Annotated in this window: 14 protein-coding genes; 2 read left to right on the top strand and 12 right to left on the bottom strand. The window is 46.5% G+C overall.

Translation table 11 applies throughout. From position 1 onward, the window contains the following. Positions 1–11: 11 nt before the first annotated feature. From glgB to ACQEXS_RS20085, 3 genes are all read right to left on the bottom strand, one after another. The gene (gene glgB, locus ACQEXS_RS20075; protein ID WP_427014999.1) at positions 12–2,180 is read right to left on the bottom strand and encodes a 1,4-alpha-glucan branching protein GlgB; all 2,169 of its coding nucleotides are present in this window, start codon (positions 2,178–2,180) and stop codon (positions 12–14) included. A gap of 180 nt (positions 2,181–2,360) precedes the next feature. Further along, positions 2,361–4,547 (bottom strand): 4-alpha-glucanotransferase, encoded by a 2,187-nt coding sequence (gene malQ / locus ACQEXS_RS20080; protein WP_427014978.1) that lies wholly within the window; start codon positions 4,545–4,547, stop codon positions 2,361–2,363. 101 nt (positions 4,548–4,648) lie between these two features. Further along, on the bottom strand, positions 4,649–7,102 hold the full coding sequence (locus ACQEXS_RS20085; protein WP_427014979.1) for a glycogen/starch/alpha-glucan phosphorylase: 2,454 nt from the start codon (positions 7,100–7,102) through the stop codon (positions 4,649–4,651). Positions 7,103–7,661: 559 nt separating this feature from the next. On the opposite strand from ACQEXS_RS20085, the gene malT reads away from it, so the two are divergent. Next, the gene (malT, locus tag ACQEXS_RS20090) at positions 7,662–10,370 is read left to right on the top strand and encodes an HTH-type transcriptional regulator MalT (RefSeq protein WP_427014980.1); all 2,709 of its coding nucleotides are present in this window, start codon (positions 7,662–7,664) and stop codon (positions 10,368–10,370) included. Between the two features lie 46 nt (positions 10,371–10,416). On the opposite strand, the gene manA is transcribed toward malT, so the two are convergent. The 3 genes from manA to malX are packed head-to-tail and all read right to left on the bottom strand — an operon-like array spanning position 10,417 to position 14,437. Next, complete coding sequence (gene manA / locus ACQEXS_RS20095; protein ID WP_427014981.1) at positions 10,417–11,604, bottom strand: mannose-6-phosphate isomerase, class I; 1,188 nt, start codon at positions 11,602–11,604, stop codon at positions 10,417–10,419. 22 nt (positions 11,605–11,626) lie between these two features. Continuing rightward, positions 11,627–12,814, bottom strand: coding sequence for a MalY/PatB family protein (locus ACQEXS_RS20100; protein WP_427014982.1), 1,188 nt, complete (start codon positions 12,812–12,814; stop codon positions 11,627–11,629). 48 nt (positions 12,815–12,862) lie between these two features. Further along, entirely contained in the window at positions 12,863–14,437 is a 1,575-nt protein-coding gene (gene malX / locus ACQEXS_RS20105; RefSeq protein WP_427014983.1) for a maltose/glucose-specific PTS transporter subunit IIBC, read from the bottom strand. Positions 14,438–14,642: 205 nt separating this feature from the next. Here malX and malI point away from each other — a divergent pair, with 205 nt between their 5' ends. After that, the gene (malI, locus tag ACQEXS_RS20110; protein WP_427014984.1) at positions 14,643–15,665 is read left to right on the top strand and encodes a Mal regulon transcriptional regulator MalI; all 1,023 of its coding nucleotides are present in this window, start codon (positions 14,643–14,645) and stop codon (positions 15,663–15,665) included. A gap of 64 nt (positions 15,666–15,729) precedes the next feature. On the opposite strand, the gene ACQEXS_RS20115 is transcribed toward malI, so the two are convergent. The 6 genes from ACQEXS_RS20115 to rpiA form a co-directional block, all read right to left on the bottom strand. Further along, on the bottom strand, positions 15,730–17,199 hold the full coding sequence (locus tag ACQEXS_RS20115; RefSeq protein ID WP_427014985.1) for a hypothetical protein: 1,470 nt from the start codon (positions 17,197–17,199) through the stop codon (positions 15,730–15,732). A gap of 23 nt (positions 17,200–17,222) precedes the next feature. Continuing rightward, on the bottom strand, positions 17,223–18,407 hold the full coding sequence (locus ACQEXS_RS20120) for a hypothetical protein (protein ID WP_427014986.1): 1,185 nt from the start codon (positions 18,405–18,407) through the stop codon (positions 17,223–17,225). Between the two features lie 394 nt (positions 18,408–18,801). Further along, entirely contained in the window at positions 18,802–20,220 is a 1,419-nt protein-coding gene (locus ACQEXS_RS20125; RefSeq protein ID WP_427014987.1) for a hypothetical protein, read from the bottom strand. Positions 20,221–20,316: 96 nt separating this feature from the next. Continuing rightward, positions 20,317–21,903: a PTS transporter subunit EIIC gene (locus ACQEXS_RS20130; protein WP_427014988.1), complete on the bottom strand. Its 1,587-nt coding sequence runs from the start codon at positions 21,901–21,903 to the stop codon at positions 20,317–20,319. A gap of 3 nt (positions 21,904–21,906) precedes the next feature. After that, positions 21,907–23,313: a Sapep family Mn(2+)-dependent dipeptidase gene (locus ACQEXS_RS20135; RefSeq protein ID WP_427014989.1), complete on the bottom strand. Its 1,407-nt coding sequence runs from the start codon at positions 23,311–23,313 to the stop codon at positions 21,907–21,909. A gap of 59 nt (positions 23,314–23,372) precedes the next feature. Next, positions 23,373–24,077 (bottom strand): ribose-5-phosphate isomerase RpiA, encoded by a 705-nt coding sequence (rpiA, locus tag ACQEXS_RS20140; RefSeq protein ID WP_427014990.1) that lies wholly within the window; start codon positions 24,075–24,077, stop codon positions 23,373–23,375. Between the last annotated feature and the right edge of the window lie 2 nt (positions 24,078–24,079).

The raw sequence follows: 24,079 nt of genomic DNA on the forward strand, positions 1-24,079 counted from the left end.
AAGTCATTTAATTAAACTAGTTTATAAAATACCGTTGATAGTGGCGGAATATGAAGTTGTAACGACTGTGCTAACCCTTCACTTTCGATAGGCTCACTTGATACTCGCTGTGACACGTTGTACCCACTGCCGTGATAAGCCAAATCATCCGTATTGAGCAGCAATTGATACTCGCCTGCTAATGGCACACCAAGACGGAACTCATCATGTGGTACTGGCGTAAAATTGGTGATCACTAAAATCCGCTCACCGTTATCGCTTAATCGTTCATGGGCAAGAACGCTTGCATCCGCCGCATCTTGGAGCCGCCATTCAAAGCCACGAGGTTCACTGTCGAGTTCATACAATGCTTTCTCACTACAATAGAGCTTATTCAGATCACGGGTTAATTTCTGAATCCCCTGATGTCGCTCGAAGTCTAGCAAATACCATTGCAACTGATCATCGTGATCCCATTCACCCGTTTGACCAAATTCTGCCCCCATAAAATTCAGCTTCTTACCCGGCTGACCATACATGTAACCATAGTAAGCACGTAAATTGGCTGTTTGCTGCCACTCATCACCCGGCATTTTGCAGTGTAACGCCCCTTTACCATAGACCACTTCATCATGTGATAACGACAACACATAATTCTCGCTATGTGCATAAACCATTGGGAATGTGATGGTATTGTGATGGTATTTGCGGTGAACTGGATCTTCTTTAATGTAAGAAAGGCTGTCGTGCATCCACCCCATGTTCCATTTAAAGCCAAAGCCAAGCCCACCCATAAATGTTGGGGCAGAAACACCGGGAAACGCCGTGGATTCTTCAGCAATCGTCATCGCATTGGGGAAGAACTTGTAAACTTCCTCATTCATCCACTTCAACATGGCAATGGCGTCATAGTTTTCATTCCCCCCGTCAACATTGGGAATCCACTGATCATGGCTGCGTGAATAATCGAGATATAACATCGATGCCACTGCATCGACCCGCAAGCCATCAATATGGAATTGCTCCAACCAGTAGAGCGCATTCGACACCAAGAAACGACGTACGTGCTCCTGTCCAAGATCGTAAATAAAGGAATTCCAGTCCTGATGCCAACCACGACGAGGATCTGGATCGTGGAACAAAGGAGTACCATCAAAATTGGCCAAACCGTGATCATCAGATGGGAAGTGGGCAGGAACCCAGTCTAATACCACACCAATATTGGCTTGGTGACAGGCATCGACAAAGTATTTGAAATCATCCGGAGAGCCAAAACGGCTGGTCGGGGCAAACAAACCGACAGGTTGGTATCCCCATGAGCCATAGAACGGGTGCTCCGAAACCGGCATCAACTCTACATGGCTGTATCCCATATCCACCAAGTACGGCACCAGTTGATCCGCCAGCTCACGATAATTGAGGAAATCGCCATTGCTATCTCGGCGCCAAGAGCCAACATGCAGTTCGTAAAAGGAGAGTGCGTCTTTACGCTTTTCAGTGATAGCGCGCAGTTGCCAAGCGTCATCTTGCCATTGATAGCGCGTGTGATCGTAAGTAACAGAAGAGAAAGAAGGGTGCTGCTCTGCATAAAAGCCCCAAGGGTCCGCTTTGTGCGGTAGACCTTCACCATCTGGCCCTTTAAGCTCATATTTGTACTGAGCCCCCTCAGCCAACCCCGGAATAAAGAGTCCCCAGATACCGTAATCCAACCTCTGCATAGGGAGGCGTCGTCCATCCCAATGGTTAAAATCACCGACTAAACTGCAAGCCGAAGCGTGCGGCGCATAGACTAAAAAACGTGTGCCACTGATTTTCTGGCCGTCTCGTTCTAAGGTGATGAACTGGGCCCCCATGTGGTGATACATGGTTTTTGGAGTATGCAAATCATCATATTCTGCATAAATGGTGTGATATTGATATGGGTCATCAAGAAGCTGCTCTACTCCTTGCCAGTTCACGGCAAGCTGATAGTGAGTAAAGCGCAAATCGCGTGGCTGATTGAGTACAAACCCTGAAGCGTCTTCGCGCACTAGCTCGATACGCTCCTCTCCTTCAATCACCAGTGAGACTTTATCCGCTCCGGGCATCCATACCCGTAAAGACACACCACTTTCGTCAATAAATGGGCCTAAAAATGCAAAAGGATCAGCAAACGAAGCGTGTGAAAGTTGGTTATAAGCCTTGGTTTTTTTATCAAGCATGGTGGTTTTCAAGCGATTATCTCCCTAACCTAACTTTCTGACTGTCCCAGTTAATTGGAACCAATATTTATAGCGAAAAGCCCGCAAACAGCGGGCTTCAAATCGCATGAGGTTACTTTACAGTATTCACGCTGCACGTAGAGTGACAGGCTCGATACTTCTCTATGTAACACTTTGTTATTAACGTTGATTACTAACTTTAGCCCGAGCTTTCGTTAACTTTTCTGCGATACGATTAACGCCCTGATGAGCAAAGATTTCATCCAAGTTCATCGACAGTTTGCGACGCCAATTTGGGTATTCACTAACGGTTCCCGGAATGTTGACCGGTTTATCCATCTCTAACCAATCTTCCAGTTGCACACTCAGCAACGTAGAAGCACCACCAGCCACATGTTCTTGCAAAGCCTCAGCCAAATGTGAGTCCATCGGAACATATTGAGCATCTCGGCCGACACCGTCAGGCAAGTATCCGTGCCATGCCACCGAGTTGAGAATGCCTTGCTTACTTTCCAAGCGATCGCTAAAGAGTTTTTCTAGTTGCGCTTCATCAGGGTATAAACCTAGCTCACGACCCGTTTTCAGGTCGTCACAATGCCAAAAACCACGGAGAGTTGGCATGTCATGAGTGCATAGTGCCGACATCGATTGCTCTGGATAATGCTTTGGCGAGATGTAACCGCCATCCTCTTTTGATGTTTCAAAGAAAAATACCTTGTAAGAGTGCACACCCGCATCACGAAGAATCTCGACAATCTCATCCGGTACCGTGCCCAAATCTTCTCCGATCACACTGCACTGATGACGGTGGGATTCCAGTGCCAAAATCGCCAGCATGTCTTCAACCGGGTAGTAAATATAAGCACCTTTTGTGGCGTTCTCCCCTTTCGGTATCCACCACAAACGTAATAAACCTAGAACATGGTCGATACGCAATGCACCGCAATGTTTCATATTGGCTTGCAGGAGTTTGATATACGCATCATAACCTGTCGCTTTTAGCACTTGAGGGTTCAGTGGCGGTAACCCCCAATTTTGACCAAGTGGCCCAAGCACATCCGGTGGAGCACCAATACTGGCATCCAGAATTAAGTTGCCGTCATCTGCCCAAGTTTCACTGCCCGAGTCTGCGACCCCAACAGCTAAATCTCGGTACAGGCCAACTTTCATGCCTTTTTCTTCTGCTAGCACCTGCGCTTCTTTGATCTGAACATCAGCCACCCATTGTAAATACATGTATAGATGAACCAGATCTTGGTTATTTTGAATGAATTTTTGTACTGCATTGCTACTGAAATGGCGATATTGCTCAGGGAAGACTGGCCAGCCCCACACCGACGAATCTTCTGCGTGCAGCGTCGCATGCAAGGCGTCAAAAGCCGCTTGATGCATTAAACTATCACCACCGACTTCCACAAAATCGAGGAACGCTTTAGCGCGATCAGTATTTTTATCCAAATGGCGCGCTTTAAACTCAGCAAACAGCAACGGCAATACGGCCATTTTTAATGCAGCAACTTCGGTATAGTTGACCCAATGAGCATCACGCGCTTGTTGCAGACGCTGCTGAAACTCTGCGCTGCCAACGGTTTGCTGCGCTTCGGCGCTCAGCGCGAACTCGGGCACAGAGCTTACATCGATGTACAAGATGTTGAGCCAGCGACGCGAGGATGGGCTGTATGGGCTGGCCCCTTCTGGGTTTGCAGGAAAGAGCGAATGAATTGGGTTTAGCCCCACAAAATCACCACCACGAGAGGCAATATCCGCCACCAACTGCTTTAGATCGCCAAAATCGCCAATCCCCCAGTTATGCTGCGTACGTAGGGTGTAAAGCTGAATACTCGGCCCCCACATTTTTTTACCTTGTTCCATCGCCGGTTGTTTAAAACATGCGTTCGGCGTGACAATAAGCGTCATCTGATAAGGCGACTTACGGCGTTTTCGTACCAGCGTTAAAGTGTGATAACCCCAAGGTAGATCACTTGGCAGAGCAAACACTAAAGGGCCACCCTCACTACGCTCATCAGACACAATTTGCGATTGAAGATAGCCTTCCAGTACCTCTCCCTGCTCCGTCTCCAGACGCCAGCTAAAATCACTCTCTCGGGCACTGCTTCCTAAATATAAAGGGACGTGAACAGGCTTGCTATCACGCACCACTAATACTGGGTCAATAACATCTTTTTTATGTTTTTTCTCTGCAGATTTAAGCAAAGTTTCATCATTTGTCGTGTCGTAACCTAAAGACGTCAGTAAGTGAAGGATCGTGGACTCTTCCACTTTCGCTTCATCTCCCCACGCGCTAACGTAGCTGTCGGCAATTTTTGCCATTTCAGCGACTTGTTTTAATGCATTATCGTGTTTCATCGCTCTCTCCGAAGGACGGCTTACACCTTCAAAAATGTAGGGTTTAATTCATTAATAATAGGCAGCCAAGGCACAATGGCCTTGGCTTAATAGGATTGTGATTAACGATGAACAGCTTCCAATTTCCAGATGTTATTCACGTAATCACGGATACTGCGGTCTGAGCTGAATTTACCGACCAATGCGGTATTGAGTATCGCTTTCTTGGCCCAACCTGATTGATCACGGTATTGCTTATCCATATCTTCATGCGCTTGAATGTAGGATGCAAAATCGGCCAACACCAAGTACGGGTCACCGCCATCCAACAAGCTTTCGTACGTAGCTCGCAGTTTACCGACTTCACCCGGCGTAAACTCATCCGTCAGTAGCAAATCCAGAGACGCTTTCAATAATGGATCCGCATTGTAATAGTCATACGGGTTGTACCCGCTGGCTTTCAGCGCTTCCAATTCATCCACTTCCAAACCGAAGATATAGATGTTGTCGTCACCCACCTCTTCACGGATCTCAACGTTGGCACCATCCATCGTACCGATCGTCAACGCACCATTCAGCGCCATCTTCATGTTGCCGGTACCCGAAGCTTCTTTACCCGCAGTCGAAATTTGCTCAGAAACATCCGCCGCTGGAATGATGATTTCAGCCATGCTGACGCGGTAGTCTGGGATAAACACCACTTTAAGCTTGTTGCCGATACGCGGGTCATTATTCACTTTTTCAGCAATCATGTTGATGGCATAAATGATCTCTTTGGCTAAGTGATAACCCGGTGCTGCTTTAGCCGCAAAGAACACCACACGCGGAGCCATATCAAACTCAGGATCGTTCACCAAACGATGGTACAGCGACAAAATGTGGAGCATGTTCAGGTGCTGACGTTTGTATTCATGCAAGCGCTTAATTTGCACATCAAAGATCGCATTCGTATCCAGCTCGATCCCCATATTTTCTTGTACCCAATCGGCTAAACGCTGCTTATTCTCTTTTTTCACAGCCATGAATGACTTCTGGAATGCCGCATCCTCTGCGTATTGAGCAATGGATTCTAATTGGTCTAGATCCGCAGGCCATTCATCACCAATTTTCTCGGAAATCAACGCCGATAAACCCGGGTTACAGAACTTCAGCCAACGGCGCGGCGTAATACCATTGGTCACATTGTGTAGACGCGTTGGGTAGAGTTCATGGAATTCAGGGAAGAGATCGCGTTTCACCAGCTCTGAGTGCAATGCGGCAACGCCGTTTACTGCATAAGATCCAACCACACAAAGATTAGCCATACGCACCATGCGGTGGAAACCATCTTGGATGATAGACAGCTTTTGCTGCTTAGCGACATCCCCCGGCCATTTAGCACGAACCTCTTCCAAGAAGCGGTGGTTGATTTCGTAGATGATTTCCATATGACGAGGCAGTAGGCGCTGGATCAGAGATTCATCCCATGTTTCAAGCGCTTCAGGCAGTAAGGTGTGGTTGGTGTAGGCGAATGTCTGTGAACAGATATGCCATGCATCATCCCAACACAGCGCTTTTTCATCCATCAGAATACGCATTAACTCTGGGATTGCGATGGTTGGATGGGTGTCATTGAGCTGAATTGTTTCGTATTTTGGTAATGAGGCCAACGTATGACCCGTTTCTTCGTGGCGACGAAGAATATCTCGAACCGAGGCTGCACTGTGGAAATACTGTTGCATCAGGCGCAGTGTCTTGCCTTTTTCATGGTTATCATTTGGATACAGCACTTTGGTAATGTTACCTGCATCAATCAATGCATGCTGCGCTTCAAAATAGTCGCCGTTATTAAAACTGGCGAGAGAGAAAGGTGCGATAGCCTGACATTCCCATAAACGTAGCGGATAAACCGTCTCACTTTGGTAACCAACAATTGGCAGATCCCACGGCATTGCTTTTACAGCCATACCCGGAACCCAGCGGCGACGCTCTTTACCGTTGTCTTGATAAACCTCGACATGACCATAGAAACCAATTTCCTGAGCGAGTTCAGGACGTGCAACTTCCCATGGATACCCTTCAACACCACACCATGCATCTGGCGCTTCTTGTTGGTGCCCTTTCGCAAAAGATTGCTTAAATAGGCCGTATTCATAGTGCAGACCATAGCCAACCGTTGGAAACTCTTGCGCAGCGAGTGAATCCATAAAGCAAGCCGCCAGTCGGCCTAAACCACCGTTTCCTAACGAAGGATCGCGCTCTTCTTCAAGCAAATCTGTTAGGTTTTGGCCTAACTCGCTCATAGCCTCGGTGATTTGTTCATATAATCCCATGCTGATCAGGTTATTACCGGTTAGACGGCCAATCAAAAACTCAAGCGAAAGGTAGTTCACACTCTTCGCACTACGGATAGCATCGTCTTGTTCTGTTTGCAGCATATCAAAGGTGGTCAGCTCAGCTAGAGCGCGTCCCATAGCTAAATACCATGCACGGCTAGAGGCTCGCTCTACCGTAGTAGCATAGGTTGCTGAGAGGTGTTTTTTCACGCTTTCTTGGAAAGCAGCTTTATCAAAAGCAGTTTGTTGCGCAGGTTTCATTCCGAAATCTCACTTACATTTTTTTAGTTTTAATCCATCTGTGCCATATCGTGCATGGCGACAGACATCAAAACATCCTCCTACCCCAGAGGAGTATTAGGAGGAGATGTCAGGGCGTAGACGGCGTACAAACAACGGCCAGGTGATCCAACTCTCATTAACCACGACACGCAGCCAAATCCATAGTGATTAAGATCACAACGCCAACTCAAATAAAACTAGTCGTTAATGAAGACCGAGCATGGAGAGTCTCTGGGTGAATTGATAAGAATGTACGTGAGATCACACTCTGTTTTTTCGCATTCATAGAATTGCACTAATAACGGTGCAGTTTTGTGCGAACAGCCTGCTTTCACACCCACCTTTAAGTGATTTAGTTCACAAATATAAGGCGTAGAAAACTACGCTTCGCGAAATAAGTAAAAAACGGGCCTCTGATCAATAACCGTAGTGATCGAGTTCCGTTACCATCCGCCCAATCCTCCGGGAATAGATTGATAACCCAAGATATAACGTGCTCATCCGAAGCACTGAAGATATAAGAACAGGATGTAAGAAGATGTGGATTCCTTCGAAGTTAACTCGTCCTGGGCGCTTGCATAATGCGATTGTACGTCCAAGAGTACTCGACATACTCCAGCAAGCACCTTGCTACAAACTTATTTTGTTTCGCTCACCAGCTGGTTATGGCAAAACCACCATGGCAGCACAGTGGTTAGCGGATAAACCTAATGTCGGCTGGTACAGTATTGATGAAAGCGACAACGACTCATTTCGCTTTATGAACTACCTGCTTAAAGCCTTGAACAAAGCCACCAATGATGCCTGCCCAAACTCGCAGAAATTAGCGGAAAAGCGCCAGTTTTCTTCCCTACACTCCCTTTTCGGCGAAGTGTTTGCCGAAATGTCGCAATTTCATCAAGAGTGCTACTTGGTACTCGACGATTATCATTTGATCGCAGAAGACGATATTCACGAAGCGATGCGCTTTTTCCTTAAACATATGCCCGACAATCTCACACTGGTTGTGACCAGTCGCGCCGCACCTCCACTTGGTACAGCAAACTTACGTGTTCGTGATTTAATGATTGAGATTGGTAACGATCTCTTGGCCTTTGATACCGAAGAAACAACCCGCTTCTTCAACCAACGAGTCGCTGACGGCATTGATGATGTCACGGCAGATAGCCTGCGCCATTATGTTGAAGGTTGGCCATCCGCCTTGCAGTTAATCGCACTGCAAGCACAGCATCAAAAACGTACCCTCGCGCAATCAGCAGAATCCGTTTCCCAGTTTAATCACGGCCACCTGTGGGATTATCTGGTTGAAGAAGTGTTTGATTTGCTCGACCAAGAAACCCGCCAGTTTCTAATGCAGTGTTCCGTACTCGACCATTTTAACGATGCATTGGTGTCAGCACTGACCAAGCGCGACGATGCGCTCAGTATGATTGAGTCCCTCAATCGTTTTGGTTTGTTCATTCATCCGTTGGAAGGGGAGCAGAATTGGTTCCGATTCCACAATCTATTTGCCGAATTTCTCTCTCACGAACGATTAGCACGTATTCCACAACAAGAACAAGAGTTACATGAGGCAGCCGCCCACGCGTGGTTGAGCCAAGCCTCACCGCATCAAGCGTTGCGCCATGCACGAAAAGCTCGCAACGGCCAACTAGTCGCGGATATCTTGACTCAATATGGCTGGAAAATGTTCAACCACGGTGAGTTGCAGACCTTGGAACGTGCCATTAACGCTTTGAAACCTGAACAGCTTTATAGCGAACCTAAACTGTGTATGTTGCAGGCATGGCTCGCACAAAGTCAGCATCGCTATGACGATGTCGGCGATCTACTGAAAAAAGCCGATGACCAAATGAACGCGTTTAACGTGCAGCTCTCTACTAATGAGCAGGGTGAGTTCAATGCGCTGAGAGCACAGGTCGCCATTAACCAAAACGAACCAGAAAAAGCTTTAGAGCTGGCTGAGCTGGCCTTGAGCCAACTCGACAGCACAGTTTACCGCAGTCGAATCGTCGCCACTTCTGTGGTGGGCGAAGTCAATCACGTGCTTGGGCAACTGAGTCGTGCACTACCGATGATGCAGCAAACTGAGAAACTGGCGCGTCAATATCAGGTCTACCATCAAGCGCTTTGGGCCATGTTACAGCAGAGCGAAATTTTGATCGCTCAGGGTTATGTTCAGGCGGCATATGAAGTGCAAGACAATGCCTTTCGTCTGATTGAAGAGCAGCAGTTACATCAAGTGCCATTGCATGAATTTTTGCTGCGAGTTCGCGCCCAGATCCTCTGGTGCTGGAATCGATTAGATGAAGCTGAAGAGTGTTCGTACAAAGGACTTGATGTGCTGGGTAACCACTCACCGAGTAAGCACTTACATAGCTACTCGATGTTGGCACGTATAGCCATTGGTCGAGGAGAGCTGGATAAAGCAGCCAAGTTTATCGATCAAATTGTCCATCTGCTAAAACAGTCAACCTACCATGTTGACTGGACAGCCAATGCCTCTCTGTCGTTAATTCTATACTGGCAAGCCCGTGGAGATATGGAATCCATTCAACACTGGCTCAAAACGACGACTCGACCAGAGAAAGCGTGCAACCACTTCACCCAGCTACAATGGCGCAATATTGCTCGTGCGTATATCAATTTGGGTGAGCTTGAAAAAGCCCACGAGACACTGGATTTCTTACAACAACAAGCCCAAGAAAACCAGTTGATCACCGATACCAACCGTAACTTGATTGTTGAAGCGGTACTGGCTGCCACAGAAGAAAACGAAGAAGCTGCACGAGCGTTATTAAAGCAAGCATTGGAGCTGACCAACCAAACAGGGATTTTAGGCAACTTCCTAGTAGATGGCAGCAAAATTGGTCATATTTTAGAGAAATTAAGTCACAAGTCGGAGCTGGGTGATTTGGAGCGCCACCGTGCGCAGAAGCTCACCAAAGAGATTTCCACCACGCAACGCAGCCGCTCTGTCCACTTTGATGAAGAGTTTGTAGAAAAGTTAGTGAACCACCCAAACATTCCGGAATTGGTTCGTACTAGCCCACTAACTCAGCGTGAATGGCAGGTGCTTGGACTGATCTATTCTGGCTTTAGTAACGAGCAAATTGCACAAGAGCTTGATGTGGCCGGCACCACCATTAAAACTCACATTCGAAACCTCTATCAAAAGCTGAATATCGCCAATCGAAAAGAAGCGATTTCAACTGCAGAAAACCTTCTCCAATTGATGGGATACTAAACCGAAAAAGCCCTGAACACGTTCAGGGCTTTTGCTCATCTGTTCTTTAATTGTATGCCCTTGCGAGCCTTCCTTGACCGCTATAAACATAGGAATGGCTATTGTTACCGATCAATATCGAGTCACCAGTTTTCAGCGCTAATTCTTGCTCTCCTGAAGAAATCACCACATTACCTTCAATACAAAACAGAATTTCTGCACTGCGAATGAATTGAATTTTACCGACATGATCGACCGTGATGATATCAAGGCTAAAGTCATCCACTGGGATCGGAAAACTTTGGCGATCTTCTTTCGAAACTGGACTTACTTTTAATGCATCCGCGCACACGGGAATAAACGCGGTGTTATCAATTAGCTCTGGAATATCTATAAATTTCGTAGTTAATCCTGCCCGCAACACGTTATCCGAATTGGCCATCAACTCTAACCCGGTTCCCTGAACATACGCATGCGGTGTTTCAGCATGCAAGAACATCGCCTCTCCGGGCTCAAGTTCAATCGTGTTCAAAATCAGGGGAGACAGCAACCCGATATCATCTTGATAGTGTTGCATGAACTCTCGAATATAGTGATACGCTTCTCTTAGCTGAGCGGTCTTCGCAGGCCTATTTAACGAGGTATATAGCTCCGTCAATACGCGTTCTTTACGCATTTCATCCAACGACATGATGGTGGTAAAGAACTGTTTTAACCCTGCGGAGTTGGGCGTCGACTCCAGCAAATCCAGCTCTGGTTCCAACGAATACAACCCTGCCTGACGAAACAGCGATACGATCTGCGCTATCGGGCGAAAACCGTTCATAGCGCGGTAAAAGGTCAGTGCATATACCAGCTCCGGTTTATGGTTCGGATCTTTGTAACTGCGGTTCGGCGCATCCAACGGTAAACCTTGTTGGTTTTCTCGGGCAAAACCAATTTCCGCTTTTTCTTTTCTTGGATGAACCTGAATCGATAATGGCGTTTCTGCGGCCAACACTTTGAACAAGAAAGGCAATTCGCCATACCTTGCCGTCGTATAGTCCCCCAACAGGCCCAATTTGTCGGCATTAATCACTTCAGAAATATGGCACTGCGTTTCCGATACTTTAGAGCACCCTGCTGGGTGAGCCCCCATCCAGATTTCCGCCATCGGTTCATTGGTTGGGTTCGTGATACCAAACAGCTCGGTGACGGACTGTTTGCTCCCCCACGCGTAGTGTTTAATTACATTATCAAGCTTATACAATGACATAATGCTCACTCTCTTGCTGTGGTCATTCACCAGTCAACTGAGCTTGTATCGCGGCAATCAACGCCGCCACACCCGCTTCAACCTTGCTTCTTGGACATCCAAGATTTAAACGCACGTAGTCTTTTCCAACGTCGCCATACGTACTGCCCTGCATGATTGCCACATCATACTGATCAATTAACGTCCGGTTTAACGCCGCCATATCCAGCGGTAACGAAGAAAGGTCTATCCAAGCAAGATAAGTTGCTTCCGGCAGTTGATAATGGATTTGCGGTATCGCTGAATTTAGGGCCGTTTGTACATATTTGTGGTTACCAAGCACATAGTCATTTAGTGCATCCAACCACTCATGCCCTTTTTGGTAGGCAGCCATGGTTGCGAGCACACCGAGAATCGCTGGCGAAGAAAGCCCATCAACATGCTTGAGTTTAAATAAGTAATCATCACGACATTGCTGATCGGGAATGATGGCATACGCACCAGTTAGGGCTGGGATATTGAACGACTTACTTGCCGAGCTCACCAATGCCCATGGCATTTCAAGCCCAAAACCTTGCCATGGTGTGTGCGGTTTGAACGCAATATCCATATGAATTTCATCGGAGATCACGGCCACTTTGTGTCGCTGGCACAGCTTGGCAATGCGTATTAATTCTTCTTTGCTCCACACTCGCCCCGTTGGGTTGTGTGGGCTACACAATAAGAAAATCCGGTTATTTGGATCAGCCAGTTGCTGCTCAAGCTCACACCAGTTGATACTGAACTGACCATGCTCTTTGAGCAGTGAGCTTGGAACACACACGCGCTGCTGGCCGGCAATCATGCGATCAAACGCATCGTAGCCGGGCGCGTGGTATACCACGCCTTGTCCTGGCTTGCTCCATTGTTGGATCAAACTAGAGATGATGTAGATAACCGAAGGGCCATAAACGATCGCTTGTTCGTCAAACATGGCATCAAAACGCCGATGAAACCATGCTGTCACTGCAGATCTAAAGTCGCGGTGATTCCAGCGGCTGTAACCAAGAACCGGATGCTCCAAACGTTGTTTCAAGGCATCTAGAACAACATTCGGTGCTGCGAAATCCATATCCGAGATTGTGAAAGGCAATAAACCTTCCTTACCAAACCTATCTTGCACATAGTCCCATTGCGTGCAGTAGGTCCCCGTGCGATCAATTGAGGTATCAAAGTCATACTGATGAGTCATTACCGTCTCCTCATTCCCCCTTGCATTACCGCACGGGGGAATGTTGTTTTAGCTGGCAGTCATCAAAGACTGAATTTCATTTTTGACGAGATGAACCTGCGTCCCGATCACCACCTGCAAGTTATGCTCATCCAGTTTCACCACCCCCAACGCACCGTGCGCTTTCAAGCTGGCATCGTTAACCAAGGACATATCTTTAACCGATAAGCGCAAACGGGTAATACAGTTGTCTAACGCAGTAATGTTATCTTTCCCACCAAGAGCTGCCAGTACTGCCGCACCTTTGCCTGATTCATTGATAAAACTTGCCTCAAGTTCTTTGTCAACTTCTGCGGTATCGACTTCACGGCCAGGGGTTTTGAGGTTGAATCTGAGAATAGCAAAACGGAACACACTGTAATAAACCGCAAACCAAATACCGGCAACAACAGGCACTAGGTACCATTTGGTAGCCGTCCCTTGCAGAACCCCAAAGACGAGGAAGTCAATTAGGTTGCCATCGGTATTCCCGATAGTGACTTCCAGCATACCCATGATCATGAAGCCAAGGCCAGTGAGTATCGCGTGAATGAAGTAAAGTACCGGAGCAACGAATAAGAACAGGAATTCCAATGGCTCAGTAATACCACCGACCATACACGCCACAACACCTGAAATAAGCAGTGCTTTAATTTTATGGCGACTTTCCGGCTTGGCGCAGTGGTACATCGCCAGAGCCGCACCCGGTAACCCGCCAAGGAAAGTCGGCATTTTCCCTTGTGATAAGAACGCTGTGACTTCAGGCGTAAAACTTTGCGTGGTTGGGCATGATAGTTCCGCATAGAAAATATTCAGCGCACCAGATACCGTGTGATTACACACCTCCATTGTGCCACCCGCTTCTGTAAAGCGGATCAACGCCACCAAAATATGGTGCAAACCAATTGGTAGCAATAAGCGTTCACCAGTACCAAACAGCATTGGACCGAAGTCCCCAGCACCAGCAATCGCATAACCGATGCCGTTGATGCCTTTTGCAAAATATGGCCAGATAAATGGAATAAGAACACCGACGATACCTAATACGATGGCAGAGATAATCGGGACAAAACGCGCACCACCAAAGAACGCCAGAGCATCTGGCATTTTAAAGGTGTAGTAACGCTGGTGAAGACGAGCCACAATGATGCCCACCATGACCGCACCTAGGATCCCTGTATCAATGGACTCAATACCGATAATGCTTTTAACACCGTAGGCAGTGCGCTGCGCTTCATCGGCCAGCACACCATTGACGGTTAGAAAGAAATTGATCGCTAGATTGAACGCCGCGTATCCGACAAAACCCGAGAAAGCCGCTACCCCTTTTTCTTCACGAGCTAGACCGAGAGGGATCGCAATGGCAAACATTACTGGCAGGTAAATAAATGCGACCAAACCGATTTTGGTCATCCACATAAATAGGTATTGCAAGATCGTATTATCGAGCAGAGGTATCGCTTCTTGAATGGCGGTGCTCGACAATGAACTCCCTACCCCAAGCAAAATACCTGAAAAGGCAAGCAGGGCGACAGGCAGCATAAATGTCTTTCCTAAACTCTGTAGAAATTCCCACATTGTGGTTTTATTAGCATTGCTGGACATAACAACTCTCCGAAGATGAGAACGTAGGGTTTTATTTTGTTTATGCAACCGAACTTACACCGCTAAAATTTTTGGTAAAACGTTTTATCAATTTATTTGTGATCCAGTTATATTTCTTTCGATTGTTATGTGATCGCCCTTTAATAATCAGGACAATACCTGTATGTTTTCCTGATGAAACGTTTCTTCAATTACTAGTAGGCTTATGTCATCCAAAAAAGTGACCATTACCGAAGTTGCGAAACACGCTGGCGTCTCTGTCACCACGGTTTCAATGGTGTTGAGCAATAAGGGACGTATCTCCCCAGACACCGCGAAAAAAGTGAATCAAGCAGTTGAAGCCCTGGGATATATTCGCAACCGTGCAGCTGCTAACTTGCGCTCCAATACCAGCGAAATCATTGGTCTTATCTTGAGAGACATTAGCGATCCTTACTATGCGGAAGTGGCGGCTGGGCTAAGTGAAGAAGCCGAAAAACAAGGCTATATGCTGTTTTTAGCGCAATGTGGAGAGAGTCAGGAAAAGTTTGATCATTGTTTGAGAACCCTTGCCCACCAAGGCGTAGGTGGTGTTGCATTTTGTCCTGTTGGTGAAAATCAGCAGTTTGATATCGATCAACTCAACACCTTTAAGCTGCCTTTGGTGTGTATTTCTCGAGCGTCTGTCGATAAACAAGTCGATTATGTTGGTCCCGACAACAGCTACGCAGCAAAACTGGCTACAGAGCACCTGATCAAACAGGGGCATCGTTGCATCGCTTATGTTGGTGGGCAAAGCAATTCACTATCTCGAGCGGAACGGATTGGGGGTTATTGCAGTACCCTAGTGCAATTTGGTTTGCCATTTAAGCCAGAATGGGTTGTAGAATGCCAGAAGACTCAAGCCTCTGCGGCGCAAACGGTACAACAGTTATTGTCAGATCATCCTCAAGTCACCGCTGTGCTTTGTCACCATTCAGCAACAGCTCTAGGTGCGGTATATGGGATCAATCGTGCAGGAAGACAGGTGGGTAAAGATCAGTTTGTCGGCGAACAAGTTTCCGTTATTGGTTTTGATGATGTGGAAGCCGCAGAGCTTATCGAACCACCACTGACTTTCGTTAATTCCAATGCCAGAGAAATGGGAAAACAAGCGGCGAGACGTTTAATTGAAAACATGAACTCCGAGCAACATCAGCCTCATAGTTTAATTCTTCCTCCAAGTCTGATCATAAGGGCCTCTGCATAATTTCCTTGATTCCATGAAAAAAGCCAGCGTTATACGCTGGCTTTGAACAAGGTAAATACCTGCTTTAATGAATCGATGCTGGCAGTGACGCCGCTTCCATCGTAATGGTTGCACCCCATGAAGGTTCGTCACGCTCTTCTTTCACAAAACCACGGTTGGTCAACCAAGACACTTTCGTGTCCGTTGTTAAAATCGCTGGGTAATAAGTTTCGCTGCTGACTTTACACGCTTCTATGGTTCCAGCGCCGACCGTCACTTCTTCTTTGCCAAGGTAGGTTTCTTGGTAGTCGAATACGGCTAATGACCAAATATCTGTCATGTCTGTCAGTGGCGTTTCTACCGTTACTGTTCTCACCCCTGGTCTGATTTCCAATGCAGGATCAACACTGTAATCAAACTCAGACGCTAAAGGCATATTGGTCGCACTGCCAAACAGCGCAGGTACATTCAGCAATTTTTCAGCATCAGCAATCGCCAGAGGCAGAATGGCTTTTGCCGTCCCCCAACCAAACGAACCATCTGGATTAAACCCTTCTTGACCTAAGTAATGATCCGCTGAGCTGTATGCATTTTCATGACCAATCACATCACCCACAGTGTCTTTCATTGTGACACGCGTTTTCTCAAGTGTGTCTTGCATGTCGGTGATCCAGCTTGGCAAGCCTGTCACCAAAGTCACATCGTCTAGCCAAGAGAACGTGCTGCCTTGAAACTCAAACTCATAACTAAAGCTTTGAGGTAAACCATCATTTGCCCATGGTACTGCACGCTGCACATCGTAGACAGTAACATCCCCAGCCGCTGCTTGATAACCAGCATCAGGTAGTGAGTCTAAACACGCTTGTAGGTTGAGTGGGGTTGGTTCTGGTTGTGGCAGCGGCTCTGGCTTAACAAAGTTATCCAGAATGAACTGTTTCGTTGCCGCATCAAAGATGTACTCTTCACTGCCACGCTCTGCTGCAACGTGCCAAGTGATACGTACAAAACCATCAACGACAGCAAGATAAGTCGCGTTATCCGCACCGTAGTTTGACCATGTGGCCTGCGCTTTCACAGACGCCGGTAGTGTCACTTTGCGAAGCTGCTGACCATTGACTGTGATGTCTTCCCATGAACCTGCATCAGCAAATTTAGTAAACGGTGCACTCCAATCCCAAGAGCGTTCGTAGTAAACAACGGTACCATCAGCCAATAACTGAGCAAAAATATCACCATTACTCATACCCGCCATCGGGATCAGATCAGCATTGTTGGTTGCACCATCGCGATCGCTCTCATCCTGCGCTACGGTGTCAGCCAATGTGGCTAACCATGTATCAGCCCCCTCTTTAAAGGCGCTAATACCATTACACATATTGTTGAGTGCAGCATAACGATCTGGGTTACTGGCGATACACCAATCCCCTTTATTGAATGAATAGAAGCCATCATTCACACTTTGCACAGACAACTTATACGCTACCGCATTATCAGGGAATGTCAGTGCAGTTGGCATGACTTGCCCCCATACCCCTTCATCCGCAGTTTTGTTCATGATTGAACCAACGTTCAAACCACTCACATCAACCTATCAACCTGCTTCGCACTCGCACGCTCATTCAGTACCGGAGTCGCCATTTCAAGTTCTATGGATGCATCATCGTTCACTTTGATGCTGACGATAGTGTCGTTTTCAGCAACCCAACCACCTTCACCCAATACCATTTGATTCGTATTGATTGGCTGTGATTTTGATGGATAGAACTGCTCTGCAACGTAATCATAATGATGCTCAACATCAGAGATTGAATCATCCGCTTCAAGCTTTAACGTACCGTACTCTAAACGAAGATCTTGGTCAGCAACATCAGCACCACCAAACCAGTTGAGGCCATCGCCTTTCACAAGTTCGCCAAGATCAGTGACAACTGCCTGCTTATTGGCCTCATTTTCATTCACTTTGTCGGCTAGATTGCTTTCATCCAAACCAATATGATCGCGGTTGATGTCGGACGCAATCGCAGATGGGTCAAAGCTGTCACCAGCTGCATCGATGTTCGCCACGACATTCTCAAGCACACGGGTAACTTCTTCAACGATCAAAGAGGTAAGCGCTTCAACCGTGATACCCGCTCCAGCTGCTACTTGCGTTAGCGCATCAGTGTTGTCTGCCATCACTGAAGCCGTAACTTGAGCAACGCGGTGCAAACTTGCATATTCCGCTTGTTCAGCCGCATCAAATTGGTCAGAGTTTTTCGCTTCGATGTAGTCTTGCGTGAGGTCTAACGTTGTGCCCAACTTTGCCTGAATCGCTGTTTTCGCTTCTTCTAAGGTTGAGCCTTTTTCAACTTCATTTTGTACTAAGGTAGTTAGCGGACTAATGAATGAAGAACCCGGAGGTCCAGTCAGTTTGTAACTCTTGCTCAGAACGACATCTGGGTTATCAGTGTCAATTGTTTGACCTGCAACCACTTCTATTAACAGAACACCTTGATCGATTTGCTCTTGAGTAAGCCCATCAATCGTAAATTCACCGTCATCACCTGTTGTAGCATTCGGTTCATCATCATCACAAACTTTATTGTCATTTAAGTCTAAACACGCATTAGCCCCTACCAGATAACCGTCAGCGGCCTTGGCAGTTAAAGACGTTGTAGTGGTTGACGTATCTGTACCTGAATTACCAGTATCCGTGCTATCACTACCACATGCTGCTAGTCCTAGCGCGATCGCGACGGCTAAAAGTGAACGTTGAGAATTCATCTTACCTCTCCGTAATTAATCATCGATAAAATCCATAAACTAGACATGCATTCACAAAACAACTGGTAACAACACAGCATGTTACAAATCCATTGCCCGCAGTTCACAAACATAACAGTAGAGTCAATATTCAAATATGGGCATACTGTATTTTTGCGAGTCAGATTTTTGACATTAATATCACTTTGCGTATCACTTCCCAAAAGCAGAAAAATTAATATTTACTAACAAGAAATCAGTAGGTTGGCGATATAAAAAACTGCGACATAATCCTGCTTTGTTATACCTAAACATAAACGTTAAACCGAGCTTCAAAGATATAAAAAAGCCCAAAGATCACTTTGGGCTAAAAAGCAGTGGAATACGTCACGCACCCCGAATAACAAATGTCAGACTAAAAGTTATAGATGAGTGTCAGCTCAATACGTGCAACATCATCACTATTAGGACCAACAACATCATCGGTATAGTCACTTGAAAGTGCATAGTAAGTGTTTACTTCTGTCTTGAGGTTACCAGTAATGTAGTTGTGGAACTGCAGATAAAATTGAGTGTAGGCGTATTGTTCATCTGAATTTTCACCAAACAATACATCTTGGTTTAGGGTATAAATCGCATCATCAGTATTGGCGCGCCACGTCGACATAAAGCCCGTAATGATGCTCTGCTTTGGCGCATATTCGATTACTGAGTAACCGCCCAATTGCATCGCGTTACCGTAAGCACCATCATGGGCAAAACCAAGTGGGTCACCTGTCCATAAAGGGTTGAAGGTGGTGACTTTATCGCTGCCTGCATCAGAGCCTGACGCATAGTGCAGGTTCATACCCACCCGGTAGTTCCAATCCGCTTTCCAGTTGTAGTTTAAATCTGCGTACGCCATGTAAGCCGAGATATCTTTACCCGCATGATCACCAAACTGATACACACCATCCACCATGTAGCCAAAGCCTTCACTGACAAAATCGTGGGCGTGCACACCGAGGACTTGAATATCAACATCCCCATCCGGTGCATTAACAAAGCTTGAATTAGTCAGTTGATTACTCATCACGTAAGCTTGCATCGCACCAAAGTCGGTGCGCCAGTTAGCAAAAAGCCCCAAAGACTTTTTCCCATTGGTTTTATCGTCCCAATTACCACTGAAACTGCCATCCTCAAACAGAGGGAATACCTCCTCACCATAGTAGGCGTCAAAATTAATCCCGCTCATACTGTATTTTGCACTGACGGCATTCCAGCTTGATTGAACCGGAGTGGGTTCGCGGTTCATCATCTGCCATTCATTGAGATAGATCTCTTGGCGACCAAGGCGTGTACTCAGATACTGCTCACCATCATCCAGTAACTTGAATTCAGTGAAAAGTTGGTGGAAATCTGTACCCGCATCATCAACTGGCCCAGCAGCATCAAGGTTGGTGTAATTGGTCCTAATTTCACCAAATACACGCATCCAATCTTGATAGGTGACATCAGCGGAGAGTTGTAAGCGTGAGCGCAGTTCGTTGTGCTTGCGTGCATCTGGGTCATACATATGATTCCAGCGGTTATCCAAGGCAATTTTGACGTTACCAGCAAACGAGACTTTCCAGTCTCCGTCGTCTGAGATATCAAGACGCTTTAGCTTCTCTGAAAAGCTCTTTTGGCTTTCATCGAGGTTATCGACGTAGCTCCAATCTTCATTCGCACGATCCCCCCAGAACACAATCGGATTACGCTCATTCCAAGTAGATGTTTCGGTTTCACCAGCATACAAAACACCAGAAATTGACAATGCCAGTAAGCTCAATGAACATTTTGTGATGGTTTTCATTTGGTTTATTTCCATATTTTGGGCACAAAGCATCCTGCCTGTGACCTTTTGGTCACAGGAGGAATTGGTTGTTATTGGTATTGGTTAAATGAAGTGTTAAGAGTCCACGCCGAGTGCTTCTTTGATACCTGAGGCAATGGTAATCACGTTTGCACCGTAGATAACTTGAATTCCTTTTGGCATGCGTACCACACCAATAGCGTTGAGTTCTTTCTTCCAGAAGTCATCGCTGGCAGTGAGCGTTTCATCGTAAAGGGAGACACGCAGACGTGTAGCACAGTTTGAGACATTCTCAATGTTCTCTGCACCGCCTAACGCTTTAATTATTTCAACTGGCAACCCTGCTGAGTTTTGCTTCTTTTTCTTCTTAAAGTCTTCTTTGCTATACAGCGCAATATCACCTTCATTTGAATCTTCACGACCCGGAGTTTTTGAGTCGAACTTCAAGATAAAAAACTTAAAGGTGTAGAAATAAACCACGAAGTAAAGCGGGATGATCCACAGCAGTGCCCATGCATGAACCTTCTCAGGTTGCAGTAAGTTCGGCACCATAAACAGCAGCTGGTTACCGTGGATAGACACGCCCATCATTTCTGTAATCACATACGCAAGTCCATTGAGTGGTACGTGCACAGCAAAGAACAAGAATGGCTGAACAAATAGGAAGGTGTACTCTAGAGGCTCTGTGATGCCGATAACCGCTGCAGTAAACACCGCAGGAACCATGATTGCCGCCACTTTCTTACGGTTTTCTGTTTTCGCTGTTACGTACATTGCATACGCTGCACCCGTTAAACCACCAATCTGAATTGGAATACGGCCACTGGTGAAGTTGTGAGTGATGTAGCCTGTTGCATCCGGTGAACTCATTTGACCATTCATGATGTTACGAACACCTTCGTAAAGCACACCATCAATTTCCATCACACCACCAACACGAGTGTATTCGATTGGAAATGCAATCAAATGGTGCAAACCAAAAGGTAATAAACCTTTATCGAACACACCGAACAGGAATGAACCAAAGATACCCGAGCTGGTGATTAGAGTGGTAATTGATTGTAGCCCACCAGCAATCGGTGGCCACGCGTAATACGTGATCAAACCCACGGGCATGATTGCCATGTAAGAGAAAATCACCACTGCGCGCGGACCAGAGAAGAAACTCAACATGGAGGGCATTTCAAATTTGTAGAAACGATTGTGTAACCATGCTGTTAAACAGCCCACAATGATACCGCTGAAGATCCCCATGTTGTAAGAAAATACACCAAGGTTTTCACCCCATAGTGAGTTGAAGTTTTGCGCAGCAACTTTGTCGTAACCTAATGTGTTCACAAGGTAATCGACGCTAGTGGTTTCTGGCGTCCAGCCATTAAAGGCAGCAATAGAGCCAACTGCAACGTTAAAACACATAAACATGGTAAAGCCGGTGAATGCCGCCCACCCTTTCTCTGATTTAGAAAGGGCAAACGCCAAACCAATGGCAAAGAATGGTGGTAGGTTACGCATTACCATCAAACCGAGATCTAACATCAATTTGAAGAATGCAAAAATAACAGAGTCTTGTGCGGACATTTGGTTTACTACGCCCGCACCAACACCGATGTAAATACCTGCAATGACCAACACAATGATAGACACCATCATGCCGCCAGCAAGTGCTTGAACCTTATCTCTCATAATTTACTCCTGAAGTGATATGAGAACTTTCACGTATATTGTTATTGCTTTTCTCAATGACTCGAGGCTGAGCTGTTCGTTGGGCTCATGTACCTTGGTCACATCACCTGGAAAAGTAGGTCCGAATGCCACGCCATTGTTTAGCGCCCGTGCATACGATGCTGCACCTTTGCTAAAACACTGAGCTTCCATGCCGGTAACTTCGGAATACGCTTTTCCCATCGCTTGGATAAGGGCACTTTCGGGTGAGAGGTAAGATAGAGGTAAGTACTGCTGCTCGAAGATCGTCACTCCGTACTTTTGGGATAAGTGTTGGAGTTGGGTACGAGTCTCTTCGATGGTCAGTCCTTTAGGAAACCGAAAATCAAAATCCAAGTTAAATCCATGTTCATCAAGGTTGATAGATGACACGCAACAGCTAGTGGTGCCCATCTCATGATCGCTATGTGCTAACCCTAATTTTTCGCCATTGATGGAATCTGAAAAGCAGCGCTCCAGCAATTCGACAAAACATTTTGAGTTGGCATCCAACCCTTCAACATGACGCATCACCGCCATAAACTTATCCATACAGTTTGGTGTGCGATGCGGGTTGCGGGATTTTTCCCACGGCGTCGTCAATACAACGCGGTACAGCTCCTTCTGCTTGGTGACACTTGCAACATCACTAAATTGTTGCGCGATATTCGATGCCTTTTCTCCAGACAACCAAATCGAAAGGTGGTGACACGTTGAGGTACGGTCTCGCTCGCTTTCGATACGTTGTATCTGGCACGATCCTAAGTCACGCAAAGCTGGGAATGCTTTTTGTAACTCGGCATATAAGATCCCTTTTTCTCCATTGACGATTGGGAAGTCACCATCCGGAGAAAAGCCAAAAGCCGGTTGCGGCTGATGACGAAAATAGTGCTCTACACATTCCCAAGTGGTCTCTTCAGCTCCACCAATAATCACGCGGATCTTGCGTGTCAGTGCGATATTGAGCTGCTTAAACATCTTGAGGATATATAGCGAGGCCATAAGCGGCCCTTTGTTGTCCGTTACCCCACGACCAAACACCAAATCACCACATTGATGCAGTTCAAAAGGTGGCGTCTTCCAATCTGCATTATTCCCTGCAGGCACCACATCGACATGATGCAGAACGCCGATTTCCTCTTCTCCGACACCGTAGCAAATGTCGAGGGCGTAACCTTGGTGATCACGAACTTCAAACCCTTCGCGCTCAGCCCAAAGAATCAAATAATCAAAAGCCTTTCTGATATTTTGACCGAACGGAGCATTGTCCGATTTGGTGCTTAAATCACGGACAGACGGAATGGCAATTAATCCAGATAAGTCGCTGAGTAATTCATCAGTATGATGTTCAAAATACGCCAACATGTGTATGGAAAAATTGCGTTCCGTCATCTTTTAAACCTAATTTAATTCCTGTTGATAGATATATAATTAGAGTTGTTAGCTAAGTCTCAATTCCGTGCTAACCAGTGAATTCCCCGCTTGTCAGCAAAGGCCATATAGTCTGCTTTGCGGCGTGCAAAAATGCCGTTTTCAACCACTCCGGGAATGCTATTGAGAGCACATTCAACAGCTAATGGCTCATTGAGATCTAAGCCCGCACAATCAAGAATGATGTTGCCGTTATCCGTCACACAGTTTTCACGTTTGATAGAGGTTCCACCCAAGCTTTGTAGTGCACGAGTCACCGCCAGTTCAGCAGCAGGAAGGACTTCGATCGGCAGTGGAAATGTCCCTAAAGCCAGTTTCAAACGGCCACTGTCAGCGATAGTGATAAAGCTCATCGCCATGGTCGCTAAAACCTTTTCACGCGCTAACGCTGCCCCGCCACCTTTGATGGTTTCTCCGCTGCTTAGCCCTTCATCGATACCATCAACATAGACATCAACGCGCTCGCAAGAAGAGATAGGTAGCTCACTTAAACCGGCCTGTTGAAGTGCCTTGCTAGAACGTTCAGAACTCGACACGCAGTGAGAAAACTCTGCGCCGCTTTGTTTAAGCAATTGAATAAATATCTCTACCGTTGCGCCAGTACCAATACCAATAACAGACGAAGGCGTTAGTACGCTCAGCACTTGGTCTAAGGCCGCTTTCGCAGCCTTAGTACGCAGGCAATCTGAGCTATCCATTTCGATAAATCGCTTTGCCATGCTCATGA

This window comes from Vibrio sp. TRT 17S01, assembly GCF_050113695.1.
Lineage (GTDB): Bacteria > Pseudomonadota > Gammaproteobacteria > Enterobacterales > Vibrionaceae > Vibrio.